The 15,964-nt window shown below is 59.5% G+C and carries 10 protein-coding genes; 3 read left to right on the forward strand and 7 right to left on the reverse strand.

The window, feature by feature from the left end; all coding sequences use genetic code 11:
- Positions 1 to 64: 64 nt before the first annotated feature.
- Together QEH54_RS08950 and QEH54_RS08955 are read right to left on the reverse strand one after the other, a co-directional pair.
- Positions 65 to 2,620 (reverse strand): FtsX-like permease family protein, encoded by a 2,556-nt coding sequence (locus QEH54_RS08950; RefSeq protein ID WP_309018321.1) that lies wholly within the window; start codon positions 2,618 to 2,620, stop codon positions 65 to 67.
- A gap of 61 nt (positions 2,621 to 2,681) precedes the next feature.
- Positions 2,682 to 3,377: an ABC transporter ATP-binding protein gene (locus tag QEH54_RS08955; RefSeq protein ID WP_309018322.1), complete on the reverse strand. Its 696-nt coding sequence runs from the start codon at positions 3,375 to 3,377 to the stop codon at positions 2,682 to 2,684.
- A gap of 108 nt (positions 3,378 to 3,485) precedes the next feature.
- Between QEH54_RS08955 and QEH54_RS08960 the strand changes: the two genes are divergently transcribed.
- Positions 3,486 to 4,109, forward strand: coding sequence for an arylesterase (locus QEH54_RS08960; protein WP_345785645.1), 624 nt, complete (start codon positions 3,486 to 3,488; stop codon positions 4,107 to 4,109).
- Positions 4,110 to 4,130: 21 nt separating this feature from the next.
- Here the strand turns inward: QEH54_RS08960 and QEH54_RS08965 are convergent, their stop codons facing one another.
- Positions 4,131 to 7,994 (reverse strand): beta-propeller fold lactonase family protein, encoded by a 3,864-nt coding sequence (locus tag QEH54_RS08965; RefSeq protein WP_309018324.1) that lies wholly within the window; start codon positions 7,992 to 7,994, stop codon positions 4,131 to 4,133.
- Positions 7,995 to 8,185: 191 nt separating this feature from the next.
- On the opposite strand from QEH54_RS08965, the gene QEH54_RS08970 reads away from it, so the two are divergent.
- Both QEH54_RS08970 and QEH54_RS08975 read left to right on the forward strand, forming a co-directional pair.
- Positions 8,186 to 9,745 (forward strand): adenylosuccinate synthetase, encoded by a 1,560-nt coding sequence (locus tag QEH54_RS08970; protein ID WP_309018325.1) that lies wholly within the window; start codon positions 8,186 to 8,188, stop codon positions 9,743 to 9,745.
- A 118-nt stretch (positions 9,746 to 9,863) separates the two neighbouring features.
- Complete coding sequence (locus QEH54_RS08975) at positions 9,864 to 11,369, forward strand: hypothetical protein (protein ID WP_309018326.1); 1,506 nt, start codon at positions 9,864 to 9,866, stop codon at positions 11,367 to 11,369.
- A gap of 70 nt (positions 11,370 to 11,439) precedes the next feature.
- On the opposite strand, the gene QEH54_RS08980 is transcribed toward QEH54_RS08975, so the two are convergent.
- The 4 genes from QEH54_RS08980 to QEH54_RS08995 all read right to left on the reverse strand — a co-directional run bounded on the left by QEH54_RS08980 (position 11,440) and on the right by QEH54_RS08995 (position 15,940).
- The gene (locus tag QEH54_RS08980) at positions 11,440 to 12,342 is read right to left on the reverse strand and encodes a 2-dehydropantoate 2-reductase (RefSeq protein ID WP_309018327.1); all 903 of its coding nucleotides are present in this window, start codon (positions 12,340 to 12,342) and stop codon (positions 11,440 to 11,442) included.
- Positions 12,343 to 13,011: 669 nt separating this feature from the next.
- Positions 13,012 to 13,896, reverse strand: coding sequence for a diacylglycerol kinase family lipid kinase (locus tag QEH54_RS08985; RefSeq protein ID WP_309018328.1), 885 nt, complete (start codon positions 13,894 to 13,896; stop codon positions 13,012 to 13,014).
- A gap of 45 nt (positions 13,897 to 13,941) precedes the next feature.
- Positions 13,942 to 15,084, reverse strand: a complete 1,143-nt coding sequence (locus QEH54_RS08990; RefSeq protein ID WP_309018329.1) for a glycosyltransferase family 1 protein — start codon at positions 15,082 to 15,084, stop codon at positions 13,942 to 13,944.
- Between the two features lie 55 nt (positions 15,085 to 15,139).
- Complete coding sequence (locus QEH54_RS08995) at positions 15,140 to 15,940, reverse strand: FKBP-type peptidyl-prolyl cis-trans isomerase (RefSeq protein WP_309018330.1); 801 nt, start codon at positions 15,938 to 15,940, stop codon at positions 15,140 to 15,142.
- Positions 15,941 to 15,964 lie beyond the last annotated feature (24 nt).

The following is a 15,964-nucleotide window of genomic DNA, read 5'->3' on the forward strand; positions in this document are numbered from 1 at the left end:
CCCATTTACAGGCGCTTCCCCATCCCGGGAGGCGCCTTTTTTCCGATTCGGGCTAGAGCGAGCGTCACCCGCCTTCGTTGCGGATCGATTCCATGGGGGACTTGCTGGCGATGCCGAGGCTGTTTGCGAGCCCGGTGAGCAGAGTGAGCAGTGCTACGGCGAATACAGTTGCAAGCGTCACTCCCCAGGGAATGTACAGTTCGACCTCGAAAACGAACTCCGTCAGCGCCCAAGCGGCGATTAAGGAAAGCGTAACTCCCGCCAGTCCGGCGATCAGTCCCACCAGAACGAACTCCACGCTCATGATGCCGCGTATTTGTTTTGCGGATGCGCCAATGGTGCGAAGCAACGCGCTTTCCTTGCTGCGCTGGTAGCGACTGGTCATCACCGAGGCCGCGAGCGCCACCAAACCCGTCACGATGGTAAAGGATGCCATAAATCGGATGACGAAACTGATTTTATCGAAGATTTCCTGCAGACTCTCCAGCAGCATGCTCAGGTTCACCGCGGACACGTTGGCATAGCGCTTCACCACGTTGCTTTGAAGCGTCACTAAGGATTCCTTGTCGGGCGCGTGGGCCGCGGTCACGTAAAACGCTGGCGCCGCTTCCAGAACCCCTGCCGGGAAGACGACGAAAAAGTTCGGCTTCATCTGACGCCAATCCACTTTTCGGATACTGGCGACCCTCGTGGAAACAGGAAGCCCTTGCACGTCCCAGACGATTTCATCCCCGATCTCCAGCTTGAGCGCTTCGACGATTCGTTCCTCCACTGATATCGGAATCGGCGCCTCATCTCCGAGGCTCGCTTCCGCCGTGAACGTACCTTCGACCAACTCTTCGTCCTCCCGCAGATAGTCCCGGTAGGTCGAGCGGTATTCGCGATACACCGCCCAGCCTTCGACCTCCCGAAATTGATCACTGTCCAATTCCTCTGGCGTCAATCCGTTCAGGCTCTGCAAGCGCATGGTGACGATGGGCTCCGGACGCATTTGATCGACGCCTAGCTTTTCGATTTCCTCTTTCACGCCCTCCAGCTGATCCGGCTGAATATCGAAAAGAATCACGTTTGGCTGACCATCTTCATCCGCCAAGTCTCCCTGACGCAGCATGCTTTGCTCGCTGACATAAATGGTGTAGATCAAAAAAGCCCCCATCCCGAGCGTCACCACAAGCATGGTGGTTCGGTTGTTGGGCCGGTGAAGATTCGATAGACCCTGACGCCAGACATAGGGCAGCCCTTTCCCGGAGACCCGCTTCAGGCCCATCCGCATCAAACGACCGACTCCCGCCAAGAGGAGCAATGCCACCAATATGCCTCCGAAAAACCCGGCAGCCTGAGCCAGTGAACGCGTTTGGGTAATGGTGAAAATTGCCGACAACGCCAGCAACCCGGAAAGCGTCGCGATGAACGCCATGTCCTTCCAACTGTTGGTTCCCGATTCTACCGAAGCCCGAATCGCTCGCAGAGGAGAAACATGGCACAAGGGAAGCAGCGGCAGAAAGGCGAAGAGCGAGGTGAAGAGCCAGCCGAACAGCAAGCTCGACCCAATGCTGCCCCAAGAAAGGCTAGGTTCGAATTTCAGAGGGAGAAAGCTCTCCATCAGCTTGGGAATCACCGACTGGATCGACACGCCTAGCGCCGCTCCCATCAAACAGCCAAGCAACCCAATCAAAGAAATTTGGATACAAAAGATCCACATCGCCTGCGACGAGCTCGCCCCGAGACATCGCAAGGTGGCCACACTATCCGTCTTCGCTTTTAAGTAGACCTGCACCGCGCCACCAATCGCCACGCCTCCCAGCAGCAGGGCGACAAAGCCAACCATGCTAAGAAAGCTGTTCATGCTTTCCAAGGTCCTGCCGATGCGACGTCGCTGATCGTCTACCGTATCGACGTCCACGTCCATTTCCTCTAGCTGTTCTCGTACGCCCTCAAGGGCGAGGAGCGACTCCTCAAGGCGTTCGTCGTCAAATTTTTGATACAGATAAAAATCGAGGCGACTGCCAAACTGGTTCAACCCCGTCTTTTGAAACTGGGACATTGGGATGAGCACTCGTGGAGCGAAAGAACCCGTGAACGAGCCCTCGCCCGGCACGCGTAGAATCTCGCCGATGATCTCGAAGGTCACATCGCCGATCTTGATCGGATCCCCCACTTCGAGATCGAACTGCAGCATCAAGCTGTCCTCCAGCAGAGCAACCGCATCCTCTCGGTCCGCAACCGTCAAGCCGGCTGGTCTCGTATCCATTTCTCCATACCAAGGGAAAGCCCCTTCCATGGCGTGAGCTCGTACGATGCGCGTGTCGTCCTGCTTGGGGAAATAGGCCATGGTCGCGAATTTGATCTCTCGCGCCGAATCCTCCGAAGGCACCTCCCTAAAAAGCGCTTCCGCCTGTTCGCTAAACGGCTGATCGCTATCGTACTCGACGTCCGCGCCTAGAAGGCTGCGAGATTGGCTGTCCATCTCATCCTCCAGATTGTCGCGGAAGGAATTGATGGCGACAAGCGCCGCCACTCCTGCCACCACAGCCAGGGCGAAAAGGCCCAACTTGCGCTTGGCCCGTCGCATGTCGCGCCAAGCCATGGTTAGAATCCAACCGAAATCCGCTTTCTTCATAGCTGGTTCGCTTTTATCTGTGAGGAGTGCAGTTTCTTCGAAAGGCAAACACCATATGCCATCACTTAGCGACCTCCTGCAATCTGCCGTGGTCGATGCGAAGCAGACGGTCCGTGGTCCGAGCAAGCTCCAGATCGTGAGTGACGAGCACCAGCGTGGTGCCGGCGTTTCGGTTCAGGTCGAAAAGCAATTTCACGATGGGCTCGCTCGTATCCGAATCCAAATTACCCGTTGGCTCGTCGGCGAAAAGAATCTGCGGCTGATTGATGAAGGCGCGAGCCAAGGCGACGCGCTGCTGCTCCCCGCCAGACAACTGGATCGGATAGTGGTCCACTCGGTCGCCTAATCCTACCTCCTGCAGGAGCGCCGTGGCCTTCTGCTGCACTCCGCGCTCACCCCGCAACTCCAGCGGGACCATCACATTCTCCAAAGCGGTCAAGGTCGGCAACAGCTGAAAGTTCTGAAAAACGAAGCCCACGCTTTCGTTTCGCACCGCGGCCCGGGCGTCCTCGTCCAGATCGCCCACCGACTGGCCGCAAAGAGTGACGCTCCCGGAGCTCGGCTGATCCAGACCCGCGCAAATCCCCAACAACGTGGTTTTCCCGCTCCCAGAGGGACCGATGATGGACACCGTTTCGCCCTGCCGGACTTCGAAGCTGATTCCCTTGAGAACCTCCAGTTCCGATTGGCCGCTCGAATAGAGCTTGCGTACTTCCTTGAGACTTAAAACGCCTGCGCCTTCCTTGCTTTCGCTCATTCGAACTGACTGATGATTCGTTTCTTGTAACATGCAACCTGATCTCTGGAGAACTGTCTCCCCACTCACCGCGCCACTGCGACTCATGCCCAGCGACCATCTTCCGGAATGCTAACGCGTCTTATAGCCCTCTTGATTGCCTCCTTTCTGCTCAGCGCCGCCCACAGCTCCGCTGAGACGTCGAAACGAATCCTATTTCTCGGCGACAGTCTTACGGCCGGCTACGGCATCGAACCGTCTCAAGCCTACCCGGCCTTGATCGCCGATCGCATCGAATCGCTCGGCCTAGACTACACCGTCACGCCCTCGGGTTTGAGCGGCGAAACCAGCGCCGGCGGGCTGCGCAGAGCCAATTGGGTGCTGCAGAAACCGGTCTCCATTCTGGTCATCGCCCTCGGGGCCAACGACGGACTTCGCGGTATCGATTTGTCAGATACAAAGAAAAACCTGCAGGGCATCATCGACCTGGCTCGAAAAAAGTATCCTGGCGTGAAAATCGTGCTCGCTGGCATGCAGATGCCGCCAAACCTCGGGCCCGACTATACTGCCGAGTTCCGCAAACTGTATCCGGACCTAGCGGAGGAAAACGACGTGGAGCTCATCCCCTTCCTGCTCGAAGGGGTGGCGGGAAATCCGAACTTGAACATCGCCGACGGGATCCACCCCAATCCCGAAGGACATCAGATCGTCGCCGAAACGGTGTGGCACACGCTCGAGCCGCTGCTTGAATAGGCTCTCGAGCGACATCACTCGTTATCGAGCGTCCAGCACCTCGAGCGCTGCGGCGCCCACGCTTCCGCTCGCCACCGTGAGCACCGCCACATAGCGGCCTTGCTCCAGCATAAGAAGCATCGCCGCTTCCTTGCTCGATGCTGGAACCAATCCCCTCGCTTTCGCTCGAGCCTCGGACAACGACACCTCCGCGTCGTCTGCCCATGCTCCCCAAGAATCGTTTTCCGCGACCAAAGCGGTTTCTCCCGAATCCGAAAGCGCGAGGAGCTCGATTCGCGGATCGCTCGCGACCCTGCTGGCATCGGGCAAACTCGGTCCAAGTCCCTGCAGCAGCACGGGCAAGGGAACGTCCCCTTCGATCTCGAAACCGATCGCTATGACGGAGTCCGAGTCGGCGAGATGGCTTCGAACCGATGCACCAAGGGAGCGGGCGCTCGCTCCGCTTTCCCTAGCGCCCGAGACCATCAATCCGTTTAGCGAATCGGTTGAGGACCAGCGTTCCTCCAAGCCAAAATCGTGAAGGAGAGGGCTCGGCGTGGCCGCGGCCCGCAACAGCTGTCTCCCGGCAAACTCATCGAGCTGGTAGCGAGTCGATACCGATTCTCGGCCAAAGCCAATCCCTTCCAATTCATCGCCAAAGGGCTTCATCTCCTGTATCCAAGAGCCCACTCCACCCAGCGGAGCGCGAACGTAAAACAGCTCTCCCTCCTCTCCCATCACCGCCCGAGTCTGCAAAGCGACGATCCCGCTTGCGGGAAGGACTTCGCTCAAAACGTCCGCTGGCTCCGACTCGCCAAACGCATCGTAGGCGGAAAGCCGATACTCGACCGCGACGCCACGCGGAGCTTCGCGATCCCGATAGACCGTCGCGTCCGCCGGCAAGGTCGCGACCTTGCTCCAGTCGTCTTTGCCGGCTACGGTTCGAAGCAAAATGAAACCGAGCTCGCTCTCCGCGTTGTCCTGCCAGCTCACGCTGGCTCCCAGGTAGTCCACGTCGACCGCCAGGAACGAAGGAGCCTCTACCTCGGAAACCACGTCCTCCGGCGCGGCTTGGGTCACGGAAAACGGAACGTCGTTTACCAAAATCTGCGCGCTGCGCTGCTCACCGGCGTTCGCTTCCACAGTGAAACTCAAACTGGCATCTCCCGACCCGCTCGCTTCGCCCGCGAAGCTTATCCAAGAAACGGATACGGAGGCGGACCAGTCGACGTTGCTTTCGATCCGCAGCGTTCCATCTCCACCCTCCGCCGCAAACGTACCATGCGATGAATCGACGGTGGTGTAAGCGGTTTTCCCGGCTTGATTGATCGTATGCTCGATCGGCTGAAGCTCGGAAGAGTCGCTCGATACCACCACCTTGGCGCTTCTCGTGGCAAAGGAATCGTTGGCGGCTACGCTCACGATCACCGTGCCATGGCCGCTATCGGAGCTGTCTGAGGTGATGTTGATCCAATCGCTATCCACGGAAACGCTCCAATCCACATTCGATTCGATGGCGAACGCCTTGGAACCTCCGCCGCCCCCAACTTCGGTTGACTGATTCGGCATGCGAAGGAACGGATCGGATCCTTTCTGAATGACCGTATGCTCGATCCCGCCTACGATCACCTTGCCGATGCGCTCCTCCTGAGATTCGTTCACCTTGACGCGATAGCTCACCTGCTCGTTGCCAAATCCCACACCCTGAGGCGGGCTGGTCACCACGATCCAACCGGAATCCGAAATCGCCTCCCAGGCCTTGCTCGAGGAGACGGCGATCGGAAAACCCGATTTGGCGATCTCCTCGACTTCCCTCGATATCGGTTCTATCGAGTCGACCGGGATCTCGCTGGTGATGGCGACCACGGAATTCGAGAACGCGGAGTAGCCCGATTCGTTGTAGGCTTGCACGCGATAGGCGTAGGTGGTCAGAGCGGAGGCGCTTCTATCCTGGTAGGTGGTCGCGTCCTTGTCCGCGAAGCCGATCGCAGCCCATTGCGAGCCGATCTGATCATCGCGGCGCATGATGCGAAAACCGTCTTCCACGGCGGACCGATCCGACCACCGCAGGCTCACTCGATTGTAGCTCTGTTCCGTGACCACGAGGTTCACCGGCGGCTGCGGCACGTCGTCGAGCGACTCGACCACCGCATCGTTTGACCAAAGCGAAACGGTGTCATTGCGTTTGGCCCGCACGCGGTAGCGATAGCTGGTGGAGGCTACGATGGTCGCGTCTTCGTAGCTCGTCTGATTCGCCAATGCCGTGCCGACCGTCTCGAACGCCTCCCCGGAAATCCGACGCTGAATCTCGAAGCTCGTTTCGTTGTCGCTGCGATCCGTCCATTGCAATCGCGCCGAAACGCTGGAGACATCGAGCGCCGTCAGATCGACAGGTCCATGCACTACGATAGGCGGCAGCACGGTGAGAGCTACCTGGTCGCTCTCGACGTAGCCTCCGGGGTTGCTGACCTTCACTTGAAACTGCGAGCCGTCGTCGCCGCTGGATACGTTTTCCAAGGCCAGCACCGGCAGCGTAGCCCCGGCGATTTCAGTCCCGTCCTTCAACCACTGATAGCCTATATCCGCCCCCTCGCCGAGGGCGTGGAAAGCTACCGTTTCCCCGGCTTCGATAGATTTGGACACCGGCGCGACCACCAGAACCGGAGGGTCCACAAGCACCTCTCGCCGGAAGACGGAAATGGCGTCAGGAGTGGCGACGGATCCCATGTACACGTGCTCACCGTCGGGACTGGCTCCGATGGAGCGCGGGCCGTTGAGAATCCAGTCGTCCTCCGCCCCGGCTCGAATGCTCTGAGAAAAGCTGAGCAAGCCGGTCTCTCCATCGCGCTCCAAGCACACGATGGCGTCGTCGGCGTAGGAAGCGGCGTAGAGGTAGTCGCCATCGGCGCTGATGACCAAGTCAAAGGGACCATCGAGATCCGAAATGCCTTTCGACCCGTCCTTGAAGTCCTCCAAATGAACGAGCTCCCCGTTTTCGGAATCGCGAGAGAAGACGCTCAAGGCATCGTTGTTCGCTGAGGCCACGTAGAGGAATCTCCCGTCTCCGCTGAAGGCCAAAGCCCGGGGCGAATCGGTCTTGCTGCCTTCGTTCACGAGGTAGCTGAGCTTTCCCGAATAGGTCAACAGACCGCTGGCGTCGTCCCGATCGAAGGTCACGATCTGGTTGCTGTAGAGAGCGACGTAGAGGTGCTGTCCGTCTGGGCTTATCGCGATCTCCGAGGGCTCGCTAAGCTCCTCCACCCCTTGGTCGCCCTCCTCGTAGACGCCTTGAAAACTGATTCTGCCGGTGGTGGCGTTGCGACTGAATACGCTGACCTTGTCATCGTCGAAGGCCGCCACGTAGAGGTGTTTTCCATCTGGAGAAACCACTATCGACCATGGCCCGTCCAGCCCATCCACCCCCGCCATTCCGTCGTAGATCGCGTCCTGCAGCGTCAATTGCCCCGAAACCGCGTCGCGAGCGAATCCCAGCAAGCTGTCGGAAAACATGGAGGCGCCGTACAGGTGCTTGCCATCGGGGCTCAGGGCCAAGGAGCGAAGACCGCTCAGCACGCCCGCTCCGAGCTGCGACTTGTCCAAGGCTCCCTGATAGCCCAGCGTGCCCGTCTCGAGGTCGCGGGAGAACCAAGCCACAGCGGAGTTGCCGTACTTCTGCAAAGCCGCATAGAGGTGGGCTCCATCGGGAGAGACCACCACATCGTAGGGCTCCTCGATTCCGGACGATAGGAAATCGCTGGCGCGGTGCTGCTCGATGAAGACGAGCTGCTTGAACACCACCGTTTCGGAAGCCTCGTCGCCAGCATCCTGAGCCCAGCCGCAAACGGCCGAAAGCGCCCCTGCTATGAGAAATAGCAGAGCGGAAGGACGCGGGAGGAAGGTAGGCAAAAAAGGTCGCATGCGGAGTCGTATCCTTGCGCGAAGCACGCCCGGTGCCGCGCCCCCGGTTTTCACAGTTCATTTACCAAATCTCGTTCCAAACGCCCTCCTGCCAAAAGCTTGCAAGTTTTGCTGGAACTCTGGGCGATTCCCCTCCATTTTCCCGCGGTTTTGGTCCAACCGCCAAAGCAACATCACAAATGGCCCTCAACGAATACAAAAGCACATTCATCGCCGACTGCGGCATCAGCATGGGAGACGAAGGCAAAGGCCGCCTCATCTCCGAGATCATCGAAGAGCTGCGGGAGAAGACCGGCAGCGCCAGCCCAGTGCAGGTCGTGCTAAAGGTGAACGGCGGGGCCAACTCCGGGCACACCGCAGGCGGCTTGAAGCTCAACCTGCTTCCGGCCGGCGTGGTCGACCAAAGCGTGGAAACCCTCGCCATCGGGGCTGGCGTGGTGGCCGATCCACGAAAGTTTCGCTGGGAGCTCCTCCCGGTCGACGCCAAAAGCTACCACGTCACCGAGCGCTTGCTCATCGACGAGCGCACCATGGTGTCCGACCTGAGCCACCGCTTGCTGGACCTCGCTTGGGAGTGGTACCGAGTGAACATCATCGGCGAGGAGCCGCGCGGCAGCACCGGCCGCGGAATCACCCCGTCCTATCAGGACGAAGTCGGCCAGTTTCAGATCTTCTACTCCGACTTTCTCGCTCCCAAGGAAATCTTCGCCCGCAAGCTTAGCCAAAAGGCCCAGCGGGCCTGCCGCGTCATCCAGCACGTTTGCCAAGTCACGCCCGAAGTCTGGGACAGCTTTTTCGACACCCTTACCCAAGCGGAACTGCGGGCCAACGAAGAAGCCCTCAAGGAAGGCATCTTTTCGCAGGACGAGTTCGATTTCAGCGTCTTCAAGGGAAGCGAGCCTTTCGCCCTCAACATCGAAAAGCTCATCGAAGTCTATTGGGAAACCGGACAGCAGCTGGCCGGCCGCATCGGCGACGTGCGCGAGGTCATCCGCGAGGCCCAAGCCTCCGGTCGCTACACCATCGGCGAGTACGGCCAAGCCTACTGGCTGGACAAGCGCCAAGGCTTTTCTCCCAACGTTTCCGCCTCTCACACCTACGCCCCGGAATTCTTCAACTCCGCATGCCAGCCGGTGCAGCCGCTGCACGTGTTCGGCGTGGGCAAGGCCTACGACACCAAGGTCGGCACACACGTCTTCATCACCGAAGGCGAGCAGGATCATCCGCTCTTCCAACGCCTGCGCAAGCTGGAGTTCGGCGTCTCCACCGGACGCCAGCGCATGGTCGGCTGGTACGACGCGGTGGAAAAAGGCGACACCCTTCGCTACGGCGGTTTCGACGATCTCATGATCAACAAGATCGACGCCCTCACCCAGGGCGACGACTGGGCGGGCAACCTCAAGATCTGCATCGCCTACGAAGATCAGGACGGAAAGCGCTACTACCGCGTCCCGCGCAGCGAAACCCTCCGCAAGTCGCTCAAGCCAGTCTACCAGGAATACGCAGGCTGGAAGGAGGACATCTCAAAAGCTCGCAGCTTCGCAGACCTTCCGGAAAACGCCCAGGCGTACATCGCCGGCATGATGCGCTCCTTGCTCGATTCCGCCTACCACGGCGGCGAATGGCCCGAGCAACTGCCCAACCTGCGCTACGTGGGCGTGGGCCCGATGCCGTCCCAGATCATTCGCGACATCCCGCAGACCAGGGAGCTTCTCGCCCTCGACAAGCCGCTCGACTAAGGCGAGCCGCTAGCCGTCGGCGAATCAGAGAGCGAAGACAGACACCTTCGCTCAACTGCTCGTTTGCATTCCAGAACAAGTCCGCCAGAGTCTCCTTCAGACGCGTCGCCACAAACTCATGGACCTGCAACAATTTTTCGAACACTGGAATCTCAGCGAGCACCCTTTCCAAGCGGAAGAGGCCCGAAACGATACCGTCTACACGCAGAAGCTGGACGCGGCCATCACCCATCCGGACTTCACGAAGATCTACGGAAACCCGGCCAATCCCAGCACCACCATCGTGTTCGGCGAAAAAGGCAGCGGAAAAACCGCCATGCGTCTGATGATCCAGCAAAGGCTGGCCGCCTTCAACGAGGGCCGCGAGTCCGACAAGGTTTGGGTGGTCGCCTACGACGAGCTCAATCCCATGCTCGACCGGTTGGCAAGCAACCTGAAGACGGGACCGGGCGAAAAGACGCTAGCCGAAATCCGCCTCTCCGACCATCAGGACGCCATCCTCTCGCTCTCCGTCACCCGCTTGATCGACAGCATTCTCGCATCAAAGGACAAGGCCGAGCTGAAGCGCCGCAAGAAGGCCATCAAGAAGATGACGCCCCAGCGAAAGATCGATCTAGCGACCCTGGCGCTGCTCTACGATCAGCCTCAGCATGGCAGAGCGCTGGACCGCTGGAGCAGCCTGCTCCGCTTGCTGCGGGTGGGCTCGGGTCTGGACCGCGGAGGGCACAGCTTTGTCACCGTGCTCCTTCTGGGCGCCGGAGTGGTCGGAGCCCTCGGCTGGCGTTTCCTGGAATCCCCCCACTGGGGTTGGCTCCTAGCGGCCATCGGCGGCGGAGCCGGCGGCATCCTGCTCGGCTTTCTCTGGCTGAAACGAGCTTGGCGAAACCGCAAACGCGGCAAGCAGATCGAGAGGGAGATCCGTACCGTGGCTCGTGAACCCGACAGCGCCACGCGCCAGCTCTGGGACATGGGCGACAACGAGCTGGCCTCCCAGCCGATCCCGAAAAAGGACGACCAGGACAGCCGCTACGACCTGACCGGCCGGCTGCTGGGCATCTTGGCCGACTTCGGATACACCAGCTTCATCGCTCTGGTCGATCGCGTCGACGAGCCGGTGCTGGTCAGCGGAGACGCCAAGCGCATCAAGCAGCTGGTTTGGCCTATGCTAAACAACAAATTTCTTCAGCAGGAACGCATCGGCATCAAGATGCTGCTCCCCATCGAACTCAGTCAAATGCTCCTGGCCGAAGATTCGGAATTCAAACGACAGGCCCGGCTCGATAAGCAGAATCTCGTCAACCCGCTGAAGTGGACCGGCACCTCCCTCTACGACCTCTGCAACTGGCGCTTCAAAAACTGCCAGCGCTGCAGCCCGAGCGAGGCCCGTCCGCTCGACGAACTCTTCGAGGACGACGTGGACAGCCACGACCTGATCGACGCGCTGGACCAGATGCACCAGCCCCGAGACGCCTTCAAGCTGCTCTATGCGGTGCTGCTCGAGCACTGCCGCAACACGCCGGGCGACTCTCAGCAGTTCAAGATTTCCAAAGCCACCTTGGACATCGCCCGCCGCGAGCAGAGCCAACGCGTAGTCGATCTGTACCGAGGCATGTCATCGACCTGACCGCTGCGCTAAACGTCTAGGCGACTCTGCCTGCCGGGGCCCCGCTCAGATCGTGGCCGCATCCGCCGCCTCACTTGCAAATGCAGGCCAGCAGGCCGTGCAGCAGCTCCAGCTTGGGCATCGAAACGCCCGCCTCCTGGCCGCGCCGCAAGGGCTCGCCCCAAATGGCCTCCACCTCGACCGCTCGTCCTTCCACGAAGTCGATCATGCTGGAAGGCTTGTAGGCTTTCATGGGGATCGTCACGTCGATCTGCTTGTTGGCGAAGCTCGAATCGATCTCCAAACCAAGCGCTCCCGCAGCGGAAATGACCTCCAGCATCAACGCCCGAGCCTCCTCCAAAAGCTCCTTCGACTGCACGATCACATCGGTCGTGACTCCGCCTGCGGCCACGGTGAGACCGTTGAAGGGCACGTTCCAAACCAGCTTCTTCCACTGCACCAAAGCGAGATTGGCCTCCACCCGCGTCTTCACGCCAGCGGCCTCGAACGCTTTCCCCAAAGCTTCCACCTCGCCGTCGCCGCGTTGCCGGTAGGCTCCGATGCTGACCGAGCCGGGCATGAAATTCTGAGCAGCGGCAGGGGCGATGCGATTGAGGCACACGAAGCAAAGGCCTCCGAAGACCGAATTGCGGGGAAACAGCTCGCCGAGCAGCCGGTCGTTTCCCAATCCGTTCTGCAAGGTCAGCAGCTGCGTCTTCTCGCCCACCAACGGCGGCAGCAGATCCGCCAGGGCGTAGTTCGAAGTCGCCTTCAGAGCGATCACCACGAGATCGCAAATCCCGATGCTGCCAGTGTCCCGATGGGCGTTCACCTCCAGCTGAAACTCCTCGCTAGGCGTCACGATGCGCACCCCATCCCGCCGAGCGGCCTCGTAGTCGCTGCGGAAAAGGAAATGCAGCTCGTGACCGGCCCGCTGCAGCATCGCTCCGTAATATAGTCCTATGGCTCCCGAGCCCACGATCGCTATCTTCATGCGATCGAGCCTCTCGCGCTGCTCTCAGATGGCAAGCGCGCTGTATAGTGACATTCCCTGAGAGCTCGAAACAGGGTTAACAACCAGCGTTCTTCACAAGTTATTTCCCCGCTTTCGGCACGAGCTGGAAACAGAAAGCGCTAGCGGTATCCCTGAGGTTATTTCCCTAACCGAAATTCGTTGGATTTCGTTGAATTGACACGTAAAAGGACTCAGTCCAAGGCCGCTTCAAGAGCGGCTTTTTTTACAAATCGACTCACCTAAGCGCTTTTCCCTTATACAGTAGGTAACTCTAGGAAATCGAGTTCACACGTATACCCATTTAAGCAGCTGTTTATCATTATCTTACAAAAACAAATAGGTGTTCGTACCGCTGCCTTTGCCCAGAACGCGAAATCGGAACCAAGCAAGCCCAGGAACGGAGAAAAATGTAAAAGGCGACCGACCTCGTTTTTCGCCTGATGGAGACTAAAGAAAGTTCCTTAGGAACGCCTTCAGCCTGAGCGATCGCCACGTGGCGTAACAGCTCCGTAACTGTGTCAGTCCCATGGGGCTCGCTCAGTTACTCTCAAGTTATTCACAATGGTTTTCGGGCGAGAACCAGCCCAAGGTCGAGCCGATGTGGACGGTCGCGGATTACGGGTATTTCCGCAGCCAACTCAACCAAAATCAGCAGGAAACCGCCACGATGCTGAGCGACTTCGGGCAGGCTTTGATGGTCATCTCGCCGCGACACTCGAAAATTTCCCCATCGACGTGGAAGAATCCCGCCTCCGGCATCGTCAGCACGAAATTGTCGGAGCAGATCGGGGTGACGCGTGGGCTCAGGTAGAGTTTCTTGCGAAACATGCGCCAGATCAGCACGAAGAAACTGATAAAGTTCGGGTCGGTGATCGCCACCAGGTTCAGCTTTCCGTCGGTGAGCGAAGCGTCCGGAGCGATGAAGGCGTTGCTTCCGTATTGCGAGGAATTCGCGACCGCCACGATGTAGGCCCGCAGGCTTTGCAGCTGACCGCCTGAGGCGATGTCGCAGCGCGAGGAGCGGTAGTCGCGAAAGGCTCTCAGTCCTTCCTTCATATAGGAGACGAAACCGCGGGCTTGGGTTTCGTTGAAACGGCGTCCGACCTCCGCGTCGAAGCCGATGCCCATGACGTTGAAAAACGGGTGACCGTTGGCCTCGCCGGTATCCACGCGGATGGACGCGCCTAGGGCCGCGAGGTGAAGGGCCTTGTGAAAGTTGAGCGGCAGTCCGAGGTGGCGAGCCAAACCATTTCCCGAACCCATGGGAACCAATCCAAATTCGCAGCCAGTGCCCACCACGACTCGCCCGACTTCGTTGATGGTGCCGTCGCCTCCTACCGCAACCACGCGCTTGGCGCCCTCTGCGATCGCCGCCTTGGTAAGCTCAGGTGCGTGCCCGGCGTATTGCGTTTCCCATACATCGGCTTCGAGTCCGTGGCTCGCCAAGAACGCTTCCACCCGCTCTCGACGCACCACCCCTTTCTCTCGTTTCCCCGAGATGGGGTTGATGATGATAGCGAGTTCCTTGCCCATGCCCTTCTCCTCAAACGGCTTACTTGCTAAATTGCAACTCCCTACTCAGCGAACGCTCGCAACGGCCCGCAAAGACCGCTGAAAACTCTCCACCACCCGCTTCCAGCTAATGCCCTTTCCCGTCTCGCTGGCGGCGGATCTCACCGAGGCGAGCTCCTGCTCGGGCAGGCAGCGCAGGGCTAGGGTTTGGGCGACGAAATGCTCCGCGTCGCCAAATCGAGCGAGCATGCCATTGCGGCCCGATTCGATATACTCTCGGCCGGCTGCGTAGTCATAGGTGCAGACCGCCAGAGCGGAAGCCATGGCTTCGGTGACCACGTTTCCGAAGGTCTCCGTCACGCTGGGAAACAGAAACAGGTCGCCCGAGGCGTAGTGCCTGGCCAAGTCCTCCCCTTTCCTCATTCCCGCGTAGCGAACTTCCGGATACTTGCGCTTCAGGCGAGGCAGCTCCGGGCCGCCGCCTACCACCACCATGCGATCGTGGGGAAAGTCCTCGCGCAAGCTCTCGAAAGCGGCGAAGGCCAGATCGATGTTCTTCTCCTTGGCCACTCGTCCCACGTAGAGCACCACCTTTCCATCCTCAGGCACGCCCCATTCGCGTCGCAAACTCTCATCGCGTCGATCAGGGCGAAACAGTTCCGTATCCACTCCACGTGACAGCACGCCGGTGTTGCGGTAGCCGAGCTTGGCGAGCTCATCAGCCATTTGGCGCGTCGGAGCCAAAGTGACGTCGCAGCGATTGTGCACCCAGCGCAGATAGGACGAGGCGAGACGCTGGATGAAGCCGATGCGATAGTGATCGCTGTATTGATCGAAGTTGGTGTGAAACGTGGAGCTTACCGGGATCTTCAGCAGTCGAGCCGCGATCAGGGCCGCCACGCCGAGCGGGCCTTCCGTGGCCACGTGTACCACATCGGGTCGAGACCGCTTCCAAATGCGATAGAGGCTGAAGCCAGCGGGCTCGCCCATTCGAAGGGCGTTGTATCCGGGGAGGGGGACCCCAGCTGCGATGAATTCCTCGTAAGGCTTCTCTTCGCTTGGCATATCCACCTCCTCGTGCTCCTGCACCGGGCGGACCACCATGATCTCCCACCCCTCAGCGGCCAAACCTTCGCAGAGACGTCCCAAGGTCATGGATACGCCGTTGACTTCGGGGGGAAACGTTTCGGTCACGAGAGCAAGCTTCATCGACGCACTCCCCTTTGCCACATCTCGACCGTCTTCGCCTGCAGAGCCGGCCTGCCTACTCCTGCGGAGCGGTGGTGGCCTGCGGCTCGCTCGCCAGAGGAGCTCCCTGAGCATCCACGTCTCCCGCTTCTTCCGGGAGCCCTACCTTCAAAAGTTCGATCTCGAAGACCAGAGTCGAGCCGGGAGGCACCGACCCATGAAGCTCGTCGCCATAGGCCAGCTTCGCGGGCACGTAGAGCTTGATCTTGCCACCTTCTCCGATGAGCTGCAGACCTTGGGTCCAACCATCGATGACCTGATTGAGCTGGAAGGCTGCCGGATCTCTTCCCGCAGTGGAATCGAAAATCTGATTGTCCAGAAACCGCCCTTCGTAGTGCACGATCACCATGTCGGTGGGCTCGGGCTTCTTTTGAGGGTCGCCAGGGCGCAAGATCTGATAGGCCAGGCCGGATACAAGCGACTGCACGTCGGACAATCCCACCAGCTGATCGAAGAACGCCTGTTCCTTGGCCCGGTTTTCGCGCAGCACGGATTCCATCAAGCGCTGCTCGCGCTTGGCGAAAAACTCCTGAATCGCCAGACCCGATTCGCCGATGTCCGTGGCAGGCTGGTCGCCTAGCACATGGTCGATCATTCCTTCCGCCACCGCATCGATCTCAGTCGGCGAGAGTTCCAAAGCCTTGAGGTTGTAGCGCTCGGCCAGAAGCCATCCCCAAGTCTTCAGCAGCTCCTCGTCGCTGTAGGACATTTGGTCCTCCGCCCCCATTCCCTCAGGAAGTTCGATCATGTCAGCCAATTGGCCAAAGAGCGGCGCGCCAAGGAGGCACAGAGAGGTGAAGGCTAGGAGCTTTTTCATAAGAGACTTGTTATCAATCGATTA

Source organism: Pelagicoccus sp. SDUM812003 (assembly GCF_031127815.1).
In the GTDB taxonomy this organism is placed as follows: domain Bacteria; phylum Verrucomicrobiota; class Verrucomicrobiia; order Opitutales; family Opitutaceae; genus Pelagicoccus.

Excerpts from the sequence above, each read along its gene's own strand:
- QEH54_RS08950 (WP_309018321.1), bottom strand. The coding sequence starts at position 2,620 with ATGAAGAAAGCGGATTTCGGTTGGATTCTAACCATGGCTTGGCGCGAC.
- QEH54_RS08955 (WP_309018322.1), bottom strand. The coding sequence starts at position 3,377 with ATGAGCGAAAGCAAGGAAGGCGCAGGCGTTTTAAGTCTCAAGGAAGTA.
- QEH54_RS08960 (WP_345785645.1), top strand. The coding sequence starts at position 3,486 with ATGCTAACGCGTCTTATAGCCCTCTTGATTGCCTCCTTTCTGCTCAGC.
- QEH54_RS08970 (WP_309018325.1), top strand. The coding sequence starts at position 8,186 with ATGGCCCTCAACGAATACAAAAGCACATTCATCGCCGACTGCGGCATC.
- QEH54_RS08975 (WP_309018326.1), top strand. The coding sequence starts at position 9,864 with ATGGACCTGCAACAATTTTTCGAACACTGGAATCTCAGCGAGCACCCT.
- QEH54_RS08980 (WP_309018327.1), bottom strand. The coding sequence starts at position 12,342 with ATGAAGATAGCGATCGTGGGCTCGGGAGCCATAGGACTATATTACGGA.
- QEH54_RS08985 (WP_309018328.1), bottom strand. The coding sequence starts at position 13,896 with ATGGGCAAGGAACTCGCTATCATCATCAACCCCATCTCGGGGAAACGA.
- QEH54_RS08990 (WP_309018329.1), bottom strand. The coding sequence starts at position 15,084 with ATGAAGCTTGCTCTCGTGACCGAAACGTTTCCCCCCGAAGTCAACGGC.
- QEH54_RS08995 (WP_309018330.1), bottom strand. The coding sequence starts at position 15,940 with ATGAAAAAGCTCCTAGCCTTCACCTCTCTGTGCCTCCTTGGCGCGCCG.